General features: G+C 65.5%; 16 protein-coding genes. 12 read left to right on the top strand and 4 right to left on the bottom strand.

What is annotated here, in order from left to right:
• Positions 1 to 187: 187 nt before the first annotated feature.
• Entirely contained in the window at positions 188 to 1,153 is a 966-nt protein-coding gene (locus tag FHT08_RS10635) for a YafY family protein (RefSeq protein ID WP_024940221.1), read from the top strand.
• Positions 1,154 to 1,254: 101 nt separating this feature from the next.
• Here FHT08_RS10635 and FHT08_RS10630 read toward each other — a convergent pair whose 3' ends face one another.
• On the bottom strand, positions 1,255 to 1,824 hold the full coding sequence (locus tag FHT08_RS10630) for a lipocalin family protein (protein WP_166775056.1): 570 nt from the start codon (positions 1,822 to 1,824) through the stop codon (positions 1,255 to 1,257).
• Between the two features lie 283 nt (positions 1,825 to 2,107).
• Here FHT08_RS10630 and FHT08_RS10625 point away from each other — a divergent pair, with 283 nt between their 5' ends.
• Together FHT08_RS10625 and FHT08_RS10620 are read left to right on the top strand one after the other, a co-directional pair.
• The gene (locus FHT08_RS10625; RefSeq protein ID WP_104538612.1) at positions 2,108 to 2,419 is read left to right on the top strand and encodes a hypothetical protein; all 312 of its coding nucleotides are present in this window, start codon (positions 2,108 to 2,110) and stop codon (positions 2,417 to 2,419) included.
• A gap of 67 nt (positions 2,420 to 2,486) precedes the next feature.
• Positions 2,487 to 4,580: a prolyl oligopeptidase family serine peptidase gene (locus FHT08_RS10620; RefSeq protein WP_104538611.1), complete on the top strand. Its 2,094-nt coding sequence runs from the start codon at positions 2,487 to 2,489 to the stop codon at positions 4,578 to 4,580.
• A 153-nt stretch (positions 4,581 to 4,733) separates the two neighbouring features.
• Here FHT08_RS10620 and FHT08_RS10615 read toward each other — a convergent pair whose 3' ends face one another.
• Positions 4,734 to 5,918 carry a pyridoxal phosphate-dependent aminotransferase gene (locus tag FHT08_RS10615; RefSeq protein WP_166775055.1) on the bottom strand — a complete coding sequence of 395 codons (1,185 nt, stop codon included), beginning with the start codon at positions 5,916 to 5,918 and terminating at the stop codon, positions 4,734 to 4,736.
• Positions 5,919 to 6,027: 109 nt separating this feature from the next.
• On the opposite strand from FHT08_RS10615, the gene FHT08_RS10610 reads away from it, so the two are divergent.
• From FHT08_RS10610 to hslU, 9 genes are all read left to right on the top strand, one after another.
• The gene (locus FHT08_RS10610) at positions 6,028 to 8,169 is read left to right on the top strand and encodes a S9 family peptidase (protein WP_166775054.1); all 2,142 of its coding nucleotides are present in this window, start codon (positions 6,028 to 6,030) and stop codon (positions 8,167 to 8,169) included.
• A 161-nt stretch (positions 8,170 to 8,330) separates the two neighbouring features.
• On the top strand, positions 8,331 to 8,729 hold the full coding sequence (locus FHT08_RS10605) for a YbaN family protein (protein ID WP_104538608.1): 399 nt from the start codon (positions 8,331 to 8,333) through the stop codon (positions 8,727 to 8,729).
• A 38-nt stretch (positions 8,730 to 8,767) separates the two neighbouring features.
• Positions 8,768 to 9,022, top strand: coding sequence for a lipoprotein (locus FHT08_RS10600; protein WP_104538607.1), 255 nt, complete (start codon positions 8,768 to 8,770; stop codon positions 9,020 to 9,022).
• On the top strand, positions 9,012 to 9,863 hold the full coding sequence (dapF, locus tag FHT08_RS10595) for a diaminopimelate epimerase (protein WP_104538606.1): 852 nt from the start codon (positions 9,012 to 9,014) through the stop codon (positions 9,861 to 9,863). The genes FHT08_RS10600 and dapF overlap by 11 nt, the downstream gene beginning before the upstream one ends.
• Complete coding sequence (locus FHT08_RS10590; protein ID WP_166775053.1) at positions 9,863 to 10,534, top strand: DUF484 family protein; 672 nt, start codon at positions 9,863 to 9,865, stop codon at positions 10,532 to 10,534. The genes dapF and FHT08_RS10590 overlap by 1 nt, the downstream gene beginning before the upstream one ends.
• A gap of 78 nt (positions 10,535 to 10,612) precedes the next feature.
• Positions 10,613 to 11,500 (top strand): tyrosine recombinase XerC, encoded by an 888-nt coding sequence (xerC, locus tag FHT08_RS10585; protein WP_104538861.1) that lies wholly within the window; start codon positions 10,613 to 10,615, stop codon positions 11,498 to 11,500.
• Between the two features lie 164 nt (positions 11,501 to 11,664).
• Positions 11,665 to 12,234, top strand: coding sequence for a DUF1203 domain-containing protein (locus tag FHT08_RS10580; protein ID WP_243849005.1), 570 nt, complete (start codon positions 11,665 to 11,667; stop codon positions 12,232 to 12,234).
• A 300-nt stretch (positions 12,235 to 12,534) separates the two neighbouring features.
• Complete coding sequence (gene hslV, locus FHT08_RS10575) at positions 12,535 to 13,086, top strand: ATP-dependent protease subunit HslV (protein ID WP_005997221.1); 552 nt, start codon at positions 12,535 to 12,537, stop codon at positions 13,084 to 13,086.
• A gap of 109 nt (positions 13,087 to 13,195) precedes the next feature.
• A complete protein-coding gene (gene hslU / locus FHT08_RS10570) occupies positions 13,196 to 14,563 on the top strand; it encodes an ATP-dependent protease ATPase subunit HslU (protein ID WP_104606529.1) in 1,368 nt (455 codons plus the stop codon).
• 798 nt (positions 14,564 to 15,361) lie between these two features.
• On the opposite strand, the gene FHT08_RS10560 is transcribed toward hslU, so the two are convergent.
• Positions 15,362 to 15,817, bottom strand: coding sequence for a nucleoside deaminase (locus tag FHT08_RS10560; RefSeq protein ID WP_104606528.1), 456 nt, complete (start codon positions 15,815 to 15,817; stop codon positions 15,362 to 15,364).
• On the bottom strand, positions 15,814 to 16,311 hold the full coding sequence (locus tag FHT08_RS10555; protein ID WP_104606527.1) for a GNAT family N-acetyltransferase: 498 nt from the start codon (positions 16,309 to 16,311) through the stop codon (positions 15,814 to 15,816). Before FHT08_RS10555 ends, FHT08_RS10560 begins: the two co-directional genes overlap by 4 nt.
• Positions 16,312 to 16,330: the final 19 nt, after the last annotated feature.

The raw sequence follows: 16,330 nt of genomic DNA, 5'->3' as shown, positions 1-16,330 counted from the left end.
GAACGCTGCGCTTCAGAAGAGGTTCGGACGCAGGCCGCGCAACAGCAGCGACTGGCGCGGTTGCGCGCGGGCTGCGGGCGAACGCGCCGGCCCAACCTGCACCGTCGCGGCGGCGCCGATCCAGGCATGATTGCCGGCGTACAGCGACGCTCACCCTGCCAGGCAAAGACTCGGACATAATCGACGCATGGACCGCTACGAACGCATCAACTCCCTGCATCGCTTGCTCAAGTCGGCACGCTACCCGGTCACGGTGGCGCGGCTGCAGGATGAGCTGAGCTGTTCCCGCGCAACCGTGTATCGCGATCTGGCGTTTCTGCGCGATGCGCTGATGGCGCCGGTGGAAGGCGACGGCGAATCGGGGTTCCGTTATCTCTCCGGCGAAAGCGACCGCTTCGAACTGCCCGGCCTGTGGCTGAGTTCGGAGGAACTGCACGCGCTGCTGGCGTCGCAGCAACTGCTCGCGCGTACCGGCGGCGGGGTGTTGTCCTCGATGCTGGCGCCGCTGCAGCAGCGCATCGAAGGGTTGCTGGCCGCCCAGGCCGGTGTGTCGCAGTGGCCGGTGGACCGGGTGCGGGTGATTCCGCACCGCGGACGCAAGCTCGACGAAGCCAGCTTCCGCACCGTCGCTTCCGGCGTGCTGGAGCGCAAACAGCTGAGCTTCGACTACCGCGCCCGTTCCACCGACGAATCGACCAAGCGCACGGTGTCGCCGCAGCGCATCACCCATTACCGCGACAACTGGTATCTGGACGCCTGGGATCACGGCCGCGATGGCGTGCGCAGCTTTGCAGTGGATCGCATCAATCACGCACGCCTGCTCGAGAGCGTGCCGCGCGATGTGCCCGACAGTGAGCTGGACGAACAATTGGCAGCCAGCTACGGCATCTTTTCCGGCGCGCCCAAGGGCTGGGCCACCATCGTGTTCAGTGCCAAGGCCGCGCGCTGGGTGGCCGACGAGCATTGGCATTCCAAGCAGCAGGGCCGCTTTCTGGCCGATGGCCGTTACGAGCTCAAGGTGCCGTACAGCAATTCGCGCGAACTGTTGATGGATGTGCTGCATTACGGCTCGGATGCGGAGATCGTCGAGCCGGTCTCGCTGCGCGAACAGGCCAAGGCGCTGCTGTCGCTGGCGTTGAGCAATTACGACTGAGCGTGGCGGCGCCTTGCGCCGAATATTCCCGCCTAGCGCGTCCGGTCAGCTGAGGTCCGAAACAGCCGAATCCGGCCCGGCAGCCGGCCGGCACCCCAACATCAGCGCTTGTTGGGCACTTCAAAGCCCAGGCGGTCCACCTGCTCGCGCAACTGCGGCACGCGCTTGAGCTTGTCGGTGTAGATGGAATAGTCGTCGCGCATCTTGTCGACCAGTTGGCGGTACTGGTCGCGGCTCATGTCCGGCTTGCGCGCGAAGATCCAGGCCAGGTCGCGGCCGGGGTAGGAAATCAGCATCCACGAACCGTCCGGTGCGATTTCCAGGATGCGCTGCTTGGCCGGAATGACCTTGTAGAACCACACCCGCCAGTCGCGATTGCCGCTCTCGGCGTCCACCGAGGCGCGTGCGTTGACCGCTTTCTCCGGCTCGCCGAAGCCCTCGCGGTACAGATAGCGCACCGCCACCTCGCCGTCTTCGACCAGGGTGTACTCGTCGCGGCTGGTGACGTGACCGCGCTCCACCGGATTGGGCATGCGCGCAATCACGTACCAGGTGCCCATGATCTTGGACAGATCAACCGCCGGCTCGCTGGCAGGGGCGTCCTTGGCCGATGCCACGGGCAGGCCGAGGACGAACAGAAAAGCGAGGGCGATCGTAACGGTCAGGCGCATCGCAACATCACAAAGGGGCGGTTGGAGCAGCACACTACCGCATGCAGGGGGCAAGTTCGCGTCAACGGTCGGGTCTGGCGCACGCGGCTGCCTCAGGCCGGCAACCGCGCGCCCGGATCCGGGAGAGCGCAACTTGGTGACCAGGCGGTGGTTACGGCGTTGCGGCTGGCGCAGTCGTCCGGCCAGACGGTCTTTCGGGTTTTGCCTCCAGGTCGCAGTCGGTGAGATGGGCGCAGGCAATCCTGCCGGCCTGTTCTGATCCTTCCTGCCACGGAGTGCCGCCATGTCGATTCGTCCTTCCCGTCGTTCCGAACGTCCCGACCCACGCGTGCTGCGCCCGGTCCGGCAGATCGCCCTGGCCGGCCTGGCCCTGGTGCTGGTGTGGCCGGCCGCGCGTGGCCACAGCGAATGGATCGGCTGGCTGCCGCTGTGGCTGGTCGGCATGCCGATGCTGGCCTGGTGGAGCCTGCACCGTTTTGCGTTGCCGACCCTGGTGCGGCCCGGAGCGCGGCGTGGCGCGCCACGTCGGCGCGGGCCGCAGGCGCAACGCCGACGCAGCACTTCGCGTGCGGCGACACAGGCGCGCGCGGCCTGACCTTCGGCAGGGTCGGGCGGCGGAGGGCTATGCTACGTTCCCGGCGTTCGTTCTCCCGGAAATATTCATGTCCAAACTCGCCTCGATCTGCCTGGTTGCCGGTCTGATCACCGCTGGCGCCGTCTCTGCAGAGGAAACCGCCGTGTCCAACGATCCCTACGCCTGGCTGGAAGAGGTCTCCGGCGCCAAGCCGCTGGACTGGGTCAAGGCCCAGAACGCCAGGACCGAGGCGCGCCTGGCCGCCACGCCGGCCTTCAGGCAGATGGAAACCAGCATCCGCGAAGTGCTGGATTCGGATGCGAAGATTCCGGGTGTGCAGAAGATCGGCGAGTACTACTACAACTTCTGGAAGGACAAGCAGCACGAGCGCGGCCTGTGGCGTCGCACCACGCTGGACGAATACCGCAAGCCGGCGCCCAAGTGGGAAACGGTGCTGGACCTGGATGCGCTCAACAAGGCCGAAGGCGAGAACTGGGTCTGGCACGGTGCCGACTGCCTGCGCCCGGATTACCAGCGCTGCCTGATCGCGCTGTCGCGCGGCGGCGCCGATGCCGATGTCACCCGCGAGTTCGACCTGGCCGGCAAGCAGTGGGTCAAGGACGGCTTCTTCCGCCCCGAATCCAAGGGCGGGCTGGGCTGGATCGACCAGGACACCGTGTACGTGTTCACCGATTTCGGTGCCGGCACGATGACCAGCTCCGGCTATCCGCGCATCGCCAAGCAGTGGAAGCGCGGCACTCCGCTCAGCGCCGCCACGGTGGTGTACGAGGGCAAGCCGACCGACATGTACATCGCCGCGATGCACGACGACACGCCCGGATTCGAGCGCGATTTCGTCAGCCGCACGCTGGCCTTCTACAACGAGGAGCTGTATCTCAAGGGCGCCGACGGCAAGCTGGTCAAGGTGGATGCGCCCAACTCGGCCAGCAAGTCGGTCAAGCGGCAATGGCTGACCCTGGAACTGCGCGAACCGTGGACCGTGGCCGGCAAGACCTACAAGGCCGGCTCGCTGCTGGCGACGCGCTTTGACGACTTCATGGCCGGCAAGCGCAGCTTCGATGTGCTGTTCGAGCCCACCGACAGCACCTCGCTGGCGGGCATGGCCTGGACGCGTTCGCACCTGGTGTTGAACGTGCTGGAAGACGTCAAGAACCGCCTGAGCGTGATCACGCCTGCGCAGGATGGCTGGAAGAAGAGCGCCTTCGTCGGTGCGCCGGCATTCGGCACCGTCGACGTCAGCGCGGTGGACAGCGACGACAGCGACGCATTGTGGCTGACCGTCACCGACTACCTGACCCCGACCACCTTGTCGTGGGTGGAGGTGGGCACTGCGCCGCAGCCGCTCAAGGCCATGCCGGCGTTCTTCGATGCCGGCAAGGACAGCATCGAGCAGCACTTTGCCACCAGCAAGGACGGCACCCGCGTGCCGTATTTCCTTGTGCGCCCCAAGGCGTTGAAGCTCGATGGCAGCGCACCGACCCTGCTGTACGGCTACGGCGGTTTCGAGATTTCGATGACGCCGAATTACTCCGGTGGACTGGGCCGCGCCTGGCTGGAAAAGGGCGGCGTCTACGTGGTGGCCAACATCCGCGGCGGTGGCGAATACGGCCCGCGCTGGCACCAGGCCGCGCTCAAGCAGAATCGCCACAAGGCCTACGAAGACATGGCTGCGGTGGCCAAGGACCTGGTTGCGCGCAAGATCACCTCGACCAGGCATCTGGGCGTGCAGGGCGGCAGCAATGGCGGCCTGATGACCGGCAACATGCTGACCCAGTATCCGGAGCTGTTCGGCGCGGTGGTGGTGCAGGTGCCGCTGCTGGACATGAAGCGCTACAGCCATCTGCTGGCCGGTGCCTCGTGGATGGCCGAGTACGGCAACCCGGATACCGACGACTGGAAGTTCATCCAGACCTTCTCGCCGTACCACCTGTTCGACCCGAAGAAGACCTATCCGCCGGTGATCTTCCTGACCTCCACGCGCGACGACCGCGTGCATCCAGGCCACGCGCGCAAGATGGCTGCCAAGATGATCGAGGCCGGCAAGGACGTGACCTACTACGAGAACATCGAAGGCGGCCACGGCGGTGCGGCCAACAACGCGCAGGCAGCGCACATGGCCGCGCTGGCCTACAGCTTCCTGTGGGAGCGGTTGGCGGATTGATGAGGTGTTGATCGAAAGCACTTCCGTAATTCGAGTTGCTTTGATCATGCATTGCGTCGAAAAAAGCCCTGGGCCGAATGGTCCAGGGCTTTTTTGTTAGTTCCTTCTCCCAGCGGGAGAAGGTGCCCGAAGGGCAAATGAGGGTACGTCCGGTCAAAAACGTTGCAAACCGCGCGCGATGCGCTCTACCGCCTGCTCAAGGCGCGGCAGGCTTTGCGTATAGGCGATGCGGACGTGCTGGTTGGCGCGGTGGTGGCCGAAGTCGATGCCAGGGGTGAAGGCGACATGTTCGGTCTCCAGGAAGTGCGCGCAGAAGGCCTGGGCATCGTTCGAGAATGCGCTGATATCGGCATACAGGTAGAACGCACCCTGCGGCTCGACGGCGATGTTCAAGCCCAGTGCGCGCAGCGCGGGCAGCAGGTAATCGCGGCGCTGCTGGAATTCGGCACGGCGCGCTTCGAAGATGGCGATGCTGTCGGGCGTGAAGCAGGCCAGCGCGGCGTGCTGGGCGATCGTGGAGGCGCTGATGTAAAGATTCTGCGCGAGTTTTTCCAGCTCCGGCACCGCTGCGGGCGGGGCGACCAGCCAGCCCAGGCGCCAGCCGGTCATGCCGAAGTACTTGGAAAAACTGTTCAGTACGAAGGCGCTGTCGTCCACTTCCAGCACGCTGTGCGCGTCCATGCCATAGGTCAGGCCGTGGTAGATCTCGTCCACCACCAGGTGGCCGCCGCGTGCGTGCAGCGCTTGCGAGAGGCCGGCCAGTTGCGCGCGCGACAGCACACTGCCGGTGGGGTTTGCCGGCGAGGCGACCAGTGCGCCGACGCTGTCGGCGTTCCAGCAGGCATCGACCAGGCCTGGCGTCAGTTGGTAATCGGTGTCTGCGCCCACCGGCACCAGTTGCGCGGCACCTTCGACCAGGCGCAGGAAATGCCGGTTGCACGGATAGCCAGGGTCGGCGAGCAGCCAGTGTTTGTCCGGGTCGACCAACAGGCTGCTGGCCAGCAGCAATGCGCCGGAGCCGCCCGGGGTGACCAGGATGCGTTCCGGATCGATGGCACAGCCGTACCGCTGCGCGTAAAACCCGGCGATGGCGGCGCGCAGCGCGGGCAGGCCGCGTGCGGCGGTGTAGCGGGTGTGTCCCGCCGCCAGTGCGGCCTGCCCGGCCGCGACGATCGGTGCGGCGGTGGTGAAATCCGGTTCGCCGATCTCCAGGTGGATCACATCGTGGCCGGCCTGTTCCAGCGCATTGGCGCGCGCCAATAGCGCCATCACATGAAACGGGGCGATGTCCCGGCTGCGGCGGCTGTAGCGGGGAATGTGCGAATGTAGGGAGTCCATGCCGAAGAGGATAGAGCAGCATGACCTCGGGCACATGACGCTCCCGGCCGGGCTCTTCCACACTCGGGTACTGGGATGGCATTGCGTTCATCCAACGGACCCCAATCTGATGAAGCCTGTCCTCACTCTTCTGATCGCCAGCCTGATGACCACATCTGTTCCTTCCGCTTTCGCAGCTCTCCCGTCGCCGCCGGACGTGGCCAAGCGTCCGCACGTGGTCAAGGCCCCGTTCGGCGCCACCCGCAACGACGACTACTACTGGCTGCGCGACGACAAGCGCGAGGACAAGGCGATGCTGGCCTATCTCAACGCCGAGAATGCCTACACCGACACGGTGATGGCGCCGCTCAAGCCGCTGGAAGACGCGCTGTATACCGAGATCGTCGGGCGCATCAAGCAGGACGATGCCAGCGTGCCGTATCGCGAGCGTGGCTACTGGTACTACACGCGCTTCGAGGCCGGCAAGGACTACCCGATCCAGGCGCGCCGCAAGGGCAGCATGGACGCGCCGGAACAGGTCCTGCTCGACGTCAACCAGATGGCGCAGGGCAAGGGCTACTTCAGCGTCGGCGATGCGGAAGTGAGCCAGGACAATCGCATCCTGGCCTGGGCCGACGATGCGGTGGGCCGTCGCCAGTACACGATCCGCTTCAAGAACCTGGACACCGGCGAGATCTACGCCGATACGGTGGAAGGCGTGTCGGCCAACGTGGTCTGGGCCGACGACAACAAGACCCTGTTCTATGTCGAAAACGATCCGGAAACGCTGCTCACCGTGCGGGTGAAAAAACACGTGCTGGGCACGCCCTCCAAGGACGACGTGCTGGTCTACGAGGAGAAGGACGACAGCTTCTACATGGGCATCGGCCGTACCCGCGACGACAAGTACATCACCATCGGCGTGGAAAGCACGGTGTCGTCGGAGACGCGTTATGCGCCGGCCGACAATCCCGAGCGGTTCACCTTGCTGGCCAAGCGCGAACGCGATGTCGAATATCACCCCGAGCATTTCGATGGCCGTTGGGTGATCCGCACCAACGCCGATGGCGCCAAGAATTTCAAGCTGGTGACCGCACCCACCGACGCGACCACGCGCACGCAGTGGACCGATTGGGTGGCGCACGATGACAAGGTCTATATCGAAAACTTCGAGCTGTTCGATGGGTTTACTGCGATCGAAGAGCGCTCCGGCGGGCTGGAACGCGCGCGCCTTCAATTCAACAGTCCGCACATGGATGCGGGGGCTCTTGCGGGGGAGCCGCAATACGTCAAGGCCGACGAGCCTGCGTATTCGATGGGCCTGGCGGTCAATTCCGAGCCGGACACCGAGTGGTTGCGCTACAGCTACACCTCGCTGACCACGCCGGCCACCACCTATGAACTCAATACGCGGACCGGCGAGCGCAAGCTGCTCAAGCAGCAGCCGGTGATCGGTTACGACGCCGGCAAGTACGTGACCGAGCGCGTCTGGGTGACCTCGCGCGACGGCGTCAAGGTGCCGGTGTCGCTGGTGTACAAGCGCGGCTTCAAGAAGGACGGCACTGCGGCGTTGTTCCAGTACGCCTACGGCAGCTACGGCATGTCGATGGACCCGGCGTTCAATCTGCCGGCGATCAGCCTGCTGGACCGTGGCGTGGTGTATGCCATCGCGCATATCCGTGGCGGCCAGGAAATGGGCCGCCAGTGGTACGACGACGGCAAGCTGCTGCACAAGAAGAACACCTTCACCGACTTCATCGACGTCACCCGCGGCCTGGTGGCGCAGGGCTACGCTGCCAAGGAACGGGTCGCCGCTTCCGGCGGCAGCGCCGGCGGGTTGCTGATGGGTGCGGTGGCCAACATGGCCCCGCAGGACTACCGCGTGATGGTCGCGCAGGTGCCGTTCGTCGACGTGGTCACCACCATGCTCGATGCCAGCATCCCGCTCACCACCAACGAATACGACGAGTGGGGCAACCCGGAAAAGAAGGCCTATTACGACTACATGCTGTCCTACTCCCCGTACGACAACGTGACCAGGCAGGCCTACCCGGCGCTGTTCGTCGGCACCGGTCTGTGGGATTCGCAGGTGCAGTATTGGGAGCCGGCCAAGTGGGTCGCCAAACTGCGCGACGACGACACCGGCGCCCGGCCGATCGTGTTCCGTACCAACATGGAAGCCGGCCATGGCGGCAAGTCCGGCCGCTTCCGTCGCTACCGCGAACTCGCCGAGTCGTATGCGTTCGTGCTGGATCAGCTCGGGGTCAAGTAGTTGAGGGGCGTGGATTGGGGAGTCGGGATTGGGGATTGGTAAGCAGGACCCTCCCAGCCCTGCGTGCAGACGTACCCTCATCCGCCGTTCGGGCACCTTCTCCCGCTGGGAGAAGGGGATGCCCGGACCATCTCGGCGCCCGCTGGCCGTATCATTTACCCATGACGCGACCGACTCGATTCCGTTGGGCCTGGTGGTTGCTGGCCTACGCCAGCCTGGCGACCGGCATCGTCGGTATCTTCGTACCCGGTCTGCCGACGACCGTGTTCATCCTCATTTCCGCCTGGGCCGCCTCGCACGGCTCCGAGCGGCTGCACACCTGGCTGCTCTCGCACCCGCGCTTCGGCCCGGCGATCGTCGAGTGGCAGACCTATCGCGCGGTCAGCCGCAAGGCCAAGTGGATGGCCACGCTGACCATGGCCGTCTGCGCCGGCATCATGCTGTGGTGCGTGCCGGTGCTCTGGGTCAAGTGCCTGTCGATCGGCAGCATGGCGGTGGTGGCGATCTGGCTGTGGCTGCGCCCCGAGCCGCCGCCGCGCGCGCTGCCTCCCGCACACTGAGCGCACGGCAGTCAGGGTGTTCTGGCTATACTTCGGCCATGAGCATCATGTCCCGACCGTCTGTTCGTCTCGCACTGGTTGGTGCGACCTTTGTCCTGCTTGCCGCCTGCGGCAACAAGGGCCCGCTGGTGATGCCGCAGAAGCCGGTGCCGGTGGAAGCCCAGCCCGTGCTGCAGCCGCCGGACGCGCCGCAACCGCTGGATGAGTCCTCGCCTGCGCCTGCGCCGGTGAACGACGATACGCAGCCCGCGCCCACCACCGACCAGCCCGCTAGCAGCGGCAATGAGCGCTGACGGCCGCAGCGGGCGTCTGCGTTTCACCAAAATGCATGGCGCCGGCAACGATTTCGTGGTGCTGGACCTGCGCGACGGTACGCCGCCGCCGGATGCCGCGCTGGCCGCGCGCCTGGCCGACCGCCATTTCGGGGTGGGCTGCGACCAGATCCTGACCATCGAAACCCCGCGCAGCAGCGAGGCGGTGGCCGCGTACGGGATCTGGAATTCCGACGGTTCGGCCGCGCGTCAATGCGGTAACGGCGCGCGTTGTGTGGCGGCCTGGCTGGTGCGCGACGGCACCGCGCAGGGCGATGATTTCGTCATCGACAGTCCGCTCACCTCACACCGCGTGCAGCGTCTGGACGCCGGCACCTACGCGGTGGCGATGGGCGTGCCGCAGTTCGAGCCCACGCAGATCCCGCTGGCCGGCTTTGCGCGTGCGCGCGAGGAATACGCGCTGCCGGTGCATGGCGAGACCATGCGCTTTGGCGCGGTGTCGATGGGCAACCCGCATGCCGTGGTGGAAGTGGGGCGGGTGGACGCGGCGCCGGTGGAGCGCGTCGGCGCCTTGTTGCAACAGAACGCCGCGTTCCCCGATTCGGTCAATGTCGGCTTTGTGCAGGTCGTCGACCCGACGCACGTGCGCTTGCGCGTGTTCGAGCGCGGCGTCGGCGAAACCCTGGCCTGCGGCAGCGGTGCATGCGCGGCAGCGGCGGTGTTGATGCAGCGCGGCCGTGTCGAGCGCGACGTGCAGGTGTCCTTGCCCGGCGGCGACCTGCGCATCCGTTGGGCCGGCGAACAACAGGACGTCGTGATGTCCGGTCCGGCCGTGTTCGTCTTCGATGGAGAGTGGAACTGATGAGCGAGAACACGGACACATTCAGCGCGCACGAAGTGGCAACCTGGTTGCGGCGCCACCCGACCTTCCTCAAGCAGTTTCCGGATCTGGCGGTGAGTCTGCTGGTGCCGCGCGACGACGGCCCCACCGCCTCGCTGGCCACCTATCAGCTGGAAGTGCTGCGCGACAAGAACCGCGAGCTGTCGCGGCGCCTGCACGAGCTTGGCCACAATGCGCAGGACAACGAGCGCCTGGCGGTGCGCACGCATCAGCTGACCCTGGCGCTGATGCGCCAGACCAGCGCGGCCGGCACGCTCAAGGCGATGGCCGCCGCGCTGGCGGAAGATTTCAATGGCGAACTGGTGCGGCTGGTGCTGCTCAAACCGGTCGCCGGTCTGGATGCCGACTGGCTGCAGGTCATCGCCGCCGATGATGCGCGGCTTGCCCCGTTCCGCGATTGCCTGGGCGACGGCGAGCCGATCTGCGGCCGCCTGCAGGCAGAGAAACACGCGCTGCTGTATGCCGACCAGGCTGCCGAGGTGCAATCCACCGCGCTGCTGCCGTTGCCGGGCGTCGGTTTGATTGCGGTCGGCAGCGGCGATGCCAACCGCTTCTATCCCGGCATGGGTACCTTGTTCCTGCGCATGATGGGCGAGTCCTTGAGCGTGGCGTTGCAACGCTTCGACACATGATGCGCAGCGCAGGGTGCGCCGATGCGTGCGGCCTGCGCTGGATGGCCGCGCAGATGGTGCGGCGGCGAGAAGTCTGAGGTGGCGTCGGCCGACGATTTCCTGGCGTACCTGCAGGTCGAGCGGCAGGTGTCTGCGCATACGCTGGATGCCTATCGCCGCGATCTTGCCGCGTTGGCGAGCTGGGCCGGGGAACAGGCCATCGACGAGGTTGCGCAGCTCGATAGTGCACAGTTGCGGCAGTTCGTCGCGGCCGAGCACCGGCGTGGGTTGTCGCCCAAGAGCCTGCAGCGGCGTCTGTCGGCATGCCGCAGCTACTACGCCTGGTTGCTCAAGCATGGCCGCATTGCCGCAAGCCCGGCGGCGGCGCTGCGTGCGCCCAAGGCGCCGCGCAAATTGCCGCAGGTGCTCGATGCCGATGAAGCGGTGCGTCTGGTCGAAGTGCCGACCGACGCGCCGCTGGGCCTGCGCGATCGCGCCTTGCTGGAGCTGTTCTATTCGTCCGGGCTGCGCCTGAGCGAGCTCTGCGCGCTGCGCTGGCGCGATCTGGATCTGGACAGCGGCTTGGTGATGGTGCTCGGCAAGGGCGGCAAGCAGCGCCTGGTGCCGGTGGGGTCGCATGCGATCGGCGCGCTGCGCGACTGGCTGCGCGACAGCGGCGGACGTGCCGACACGCATGTATTCCCCGGCCGCGCCGGCGGTGCGATTTCGCAGCGCGCAGTGCAGATCCGCATCAAGCAACTGGCGGTGCGCCAGGGCATGTTCAAGGACGTGCATCCGCATATGCTGCGGCACAGCTTTGCCAGCCACATCCTCGAATCTTCTGGCGACCTGCGCGGCGTGCAGGAGTTGCTTGGCCATTCGGATATCGCCACCACGCAGATCTACACGCATCTGGACTTCCAGCATCTGGCCAAGGTCTACGACGCCGCGCATCCGCGGGCCAAGCGCAAGAAAGCTGCCGAGTGAGTGGCACGCAGTGCCCGATGCTGCGATTGACTGGTGCGTAGCGTAAGGATTTGCCGATTGCGTGATGTGCAGCCACAGGCAGTTGATGCACCTCGCTGACCGACCACCGCACGCTCAAGCCCCTTCCCCCCCGGAGAGGGGCTTGAGCGCACTCGGGCGCTGCCATGTCCGAAGACGGCGAGCAGGGCCGGCATGCGCGCGTCACGCTGTGCTTCCACCTCTGGAAGATCGCCATGACCTCGTTTCGTTTGACAGGGCTCGATCCGGCCTTGTTCGCCCATCTGCACGGACTCGATGACGTTGCGTTGACCAATCACCAAGCAGTGCGCGTGATCGCCGATGCCGATCACGGATTTCCGTGTCGTGTCAGCCTGCAGGATGCGCGCGCAGGTGAGCAGTTGCTGCTGCTGCCGTATCTGCACCAAGCTGCCGATTCGCCCTACCGTGCGAGCGGGCCGATCTTTGTGCGTGCCGCAGCGGTGCTTGCGCAGCTGGAACCAGATGCAGTGCCGGCTGCGATCCGATCGCGGCTGATCTCGCTACGGGCTTACGATCATCGCCATCATCTGGTGACCGCCGAGGTGTGTGCAGGCGAACACGTCGCAGCGTGGCTGCACGCGCGTCTGGACGACGCGCAGATCGCCTACGTACATTTGCATCACGCACGTCAGGGCTGTTATGCGTGTCGCGCGGATCGCATCGCAGGCGGTGATCTTGATGGAATTGTCGAGTAAGGCGACGGCGTGTGGTTTGACGTTGGACCTGGGCAACGGATCAGGCAACGTCAGACCCAACACACCATATAGAAACGAGAAGCACGCCTGCTCGAGGAACGCCTGCAAGCGCTTCCGCAGCCAAATGCCGATCTCGAGCAAGCGTTGTCAGGCTGGCTCACCAGCGCAGGCTATCTCGCATGTGAGCTCGCTTCATCCATCTGCTTGAACGCGTTTCCACCACTCGATGCGGCGCATCGTCGCAGCACGCTTGAACCCGGCAGGGGCGTCCCCACCTCATTGGAAACCCCCGGAGGACCCATGGACCCCAGCCAGAACCCCAACATCGTTCACGCCACCACCATCATTTCGGTTCGGCGTGGTGGGCATGTCGCCGTTGCCGGCGATGGCCAGGTCACCCTCGGCCACACCGTCATGAAGGGCAATGCGCGCAAGGTGCGCCGGCTCGGCCGCGAGGGGCAGGTGCTTGCCGGTTTTGCCGGCGCCGCCGCCGATGCGTTCACCCTGTTCGAGTTGTTCGAGGCCAAGCTGGACAAGCATGGGCAACTGACCCGTGCCGCCGTGGAGCTGGCCAAGGATTGGCGCACCGAGCGCCGCCTGGGCAAGCTCGAAGCGCTGCTCGCGGTTGCCGATAAGGAAACCTCGTTGATCATCAGCGGGACCGGCGATGTGATCGAGCCGGAAGACGGCATCATCGCCATCGGTTCGGGCGGCTCGTACGCCTTGTCGGCCGCCCGCGCGCTGCTGGCGCACACCGAACTCGATGCCAAGACCATCGCCACCGAAGCGATCAACATCGCCGGCGATATCTGCATCTATACCAATCGCAACGTGGTGGTCGAAGAGCTGTGAATCGGGAGTGGGGAATCGGGAATCGCAACAGCGGTTTTGGTTCCACCCCGACGACATAGGCTCTTGATTTCGCGCTTGCGATTCCCCTTTCCCCATTCTCGATTCCCCAATGCCAAATTCCGATACTTCAACCATGACTCCGCGCGAAATCGTGCAGGAGCTCGACCGTCATATCGTTGGCCAGCACGATGCCAAGCGTGCGGTTGCCATCGCGCTGCGTAATCGCTGGCGCCGCATGCAGCTGCCCGAAGAGCTGCGCAACGAGGTGATGCCCAAGAACATCCTGATGATCGGCCCGACCGGCGTCGGCAAGACCGAGATCGCGCGGCGTCTGGCCACCTTGGCCAACGCACCGTTCGTCAAGGTCGAAGCCACGCGCTTTACCGAGGTCGGCTATGTCGGCAAGGATGTGGAACAGATCATTCGCGACCTGGCCGACACCTCGGTCAAGCTGTATCGCGAACAGGCCAAGGTGCGCGTGCGCAACCAGGCCGAAGAACGCGCCGAAGACCGCCTCCTGGATGCGTTGCTGCCGCGCCGTGCGGCCGGCATCGGGTTTGACCCGGAGGCGGCGCGCAACGAGCCCTCGTCGCAGGACAACGACACCCGCATCAAGTTCCGCCGCATGCTGCGCAGCGGCGAGCTGGACGAGCGCGAGATCGAGCTGGAAGTGGCGGTCAACGCCAGCATGGACATCATGACCCCGCCGGGCATGGAAGAAATGGGCCAGCAGCTGCGGCAGATGTTTTCCAACCTGGGCAGCGGCAAGTCGCAGAAGCGCAAGCTCACCATCAAGGCCGCGCGCCCGCTGCTGATCGAAGAAGAAGCCGGCAAGCTGGTCAACGAAGACGACGTACGCGCGGCGGCGATCGAAGCCTGCGAGCAGCACGGCATCGTGTTTATCGACGAGATCGACAAGGTCGCCAAGCGCGGCGAAGCCGGCTCCAATGGCGGCGATGTCAGTCGCGAAGGCGTGCAACGCGATCTGCTGCCACTGGTGGAAGGCTCCAACGTGTCGACCAAGTACGGCACGGTCAAGACCGACCATATCCTGTTCATCGCCTCCGGCGCGTTCCATCTGGCCAAGCCCAGCGATCTGATTCCCGAATTGCAGGGCCGTTTTCCGATCCGTGTCGAGTTGACCGCGCTGACCAAGGCCGATTTCGTGCGCATCCTCACCGAGCCCAAGGCGGCGTTGATCAAGCAGTACGAAGCCTTGCTGCAGACCGAAGGCGTGAGTCTGACCTTCGGCGCGGATGCGGTGGAGCGCCTGGCCGAGATCGCCGCGCAGGTCAACGAGCGGCAGGAAAACATCGGCGCGCGCCGCCTGCACACGGTGCTGGAGCGTCTGCTCGATGTGCTGAGCTATGAGGCGCCGGATCGCGACGGGCAGAGTGTCACTGTCGATGCTGCCTATGTCGATGCACAGCTCGGCGAGCTGGTGCAGGACCCGGACCTGAGTCGCTACATCCTCTGATCGCAGCACACCTGCATGCCGGTGCCAACGGTCATCAGGTCTGTGTGGAGGCAACCAGAATCGGCGTGTACGCGTTGGACATGCCGATTTCGATTTTGACCGCGCTCGCCTGGCGGTGAGGACGGCGGTGTGGTTGGCCGCATCCTCCCGGATGCAGTCAAACGCTGAGTCGGTCGAGTGCGCGGTGCCCTCACCGCTCGCGGGACACGCCGTGAATCCGTCCGTGGAGGCTCCTTGGCGGCATCCATGCCGCCAAGGGTCCCGCAATCGGCGAGGGCACCGCACCAGGGAGTTGGTCGGTTGTCACGCGAAGAGCCGCTTGTCGCTCGACTTGCGCCGGACATTGCGCCGGCGCATCAGTATCGAACAGTGCGCATCGCGCACTGCTCTTAAGTAAGCACACCGACCATCTCGACTTGGTCCGTGCCTGCCCACCGTCGCGGGACCTTACGCAGCATGGATGCTGCGTAAGAGCCTACAAGGACGTACTTGCGGCGTGTCCCGCGATGGTGGGCGGGCAGGGGCCCTGCGACCAAGCGACAGATCAGCCGCCCTGCAGCCGAGCCGCAGATCAGCCGCCTGTAGCGATAACCCCAAATCATCGGCTCTGCAACACAACTGCCTGAAGTCGTCTGTCAGCAGCTCCTAGCGAACAGCATCACGCCACGCGGCTGGCCTTCTCGTTGCAGTCTTTCCTTCCCTCACGTGCCGGGGAAGCCGCCCGAAGAGTGGGTGGAGGCAGCACCTCGGCAGTCATCTGCACCGCACATCCAACCCGCCCACCCTGCAACAAACCGCTCAGTCCTCGCCGATATCCTCGTTCCACACGTCGGGGTTGGCCGAGATATAGCCGCCCAGCAGGTCGATGCATTCCTGGCTCTGCAGGTCGACGACAGTGACGCCGTGCTCGCGCAGCCAGGACACGCCGCCCTGGAAGGTGACCGACTCGCCGACCACCACGGTGCCAATATTGAACTGGCGTACCAAGCCGCTGCAGTACCAGCACGGCGCCAGCGTGGTGACCATGATGGTGTCCTTGTAGCGGCGTTGCCGGCCGGCCTTGCGGAAGGCATCGGTTTCGCCATGCACGGAGGGATCGTTCTCCTGCACGCGGCGGTTGTGGCCGCAACCGAGCAGACGTCCGTCGTTGTGGTACAGCGCCGCGCCGATCGGGATGCCGCCTTCGGCCAGGCCCTGGCGGGCTTCGGCAATGGCGGTGTCGAGCAGCGCGCGGTAGTCGGGGGTGGTGATCATGCAGGCTCCTGGGTGGCGGCGTCGGCGCGACGCAGCATGTCGATGTGGGGAATGCCGTCTTCCAGATACGGTGCGGACGAGGGCGTGAAACCGTGTGCGGCGTAGAACGCCTGCAGGTGCGCTTGCGCGCCAAGTTGCACGGCGCTGGCGGGCCAAAGCCGGTGCACCAGCCGCAGGCCTTCCTGCAGCAATACGTGTGCAAAACCTTGGCCGCGCTGCGCGGCGGCAATCACCACCCGGCCGATGCTTGGCTCGGGGTAACTCACACCGGGCGGCAGTACGCGCAGATAGGCGACCAGCGCATCGTCGGTGCTGCCGAGCAGATGCAGCACACCCGGCAGGCTGTCCTTGCCATCGAGCTCCGAATACGCGCATTGCTGCTCCACCACGAATACATCCGAGCGCAGCCGCAGCAGCGCGTACAGCTGCGTGGTGCTCAGTTGGTCGAAGCGCAGGCACTGCCAATGCAGCGAAGGTGGGGGTGGGGACGACATCACCGCATGATAGCGGCTG

The sequence above is a fragment of the Xanthomonas sp. CFBP 8151 genome, from assembly GCF_011761885.1.
Lineage (GTDB): Bacteria > Pseudomonadota > Gammaproteobacteria > Xanthomonadales > Xanthomonadaceae > Xanthomonas > Xanthomonas arboricola_B.
The sequence above is the reverse complement of the archived record's forward strand: the minus strand, read 5'-3'. Positions and strand labels throughout refer to the sequence as shown.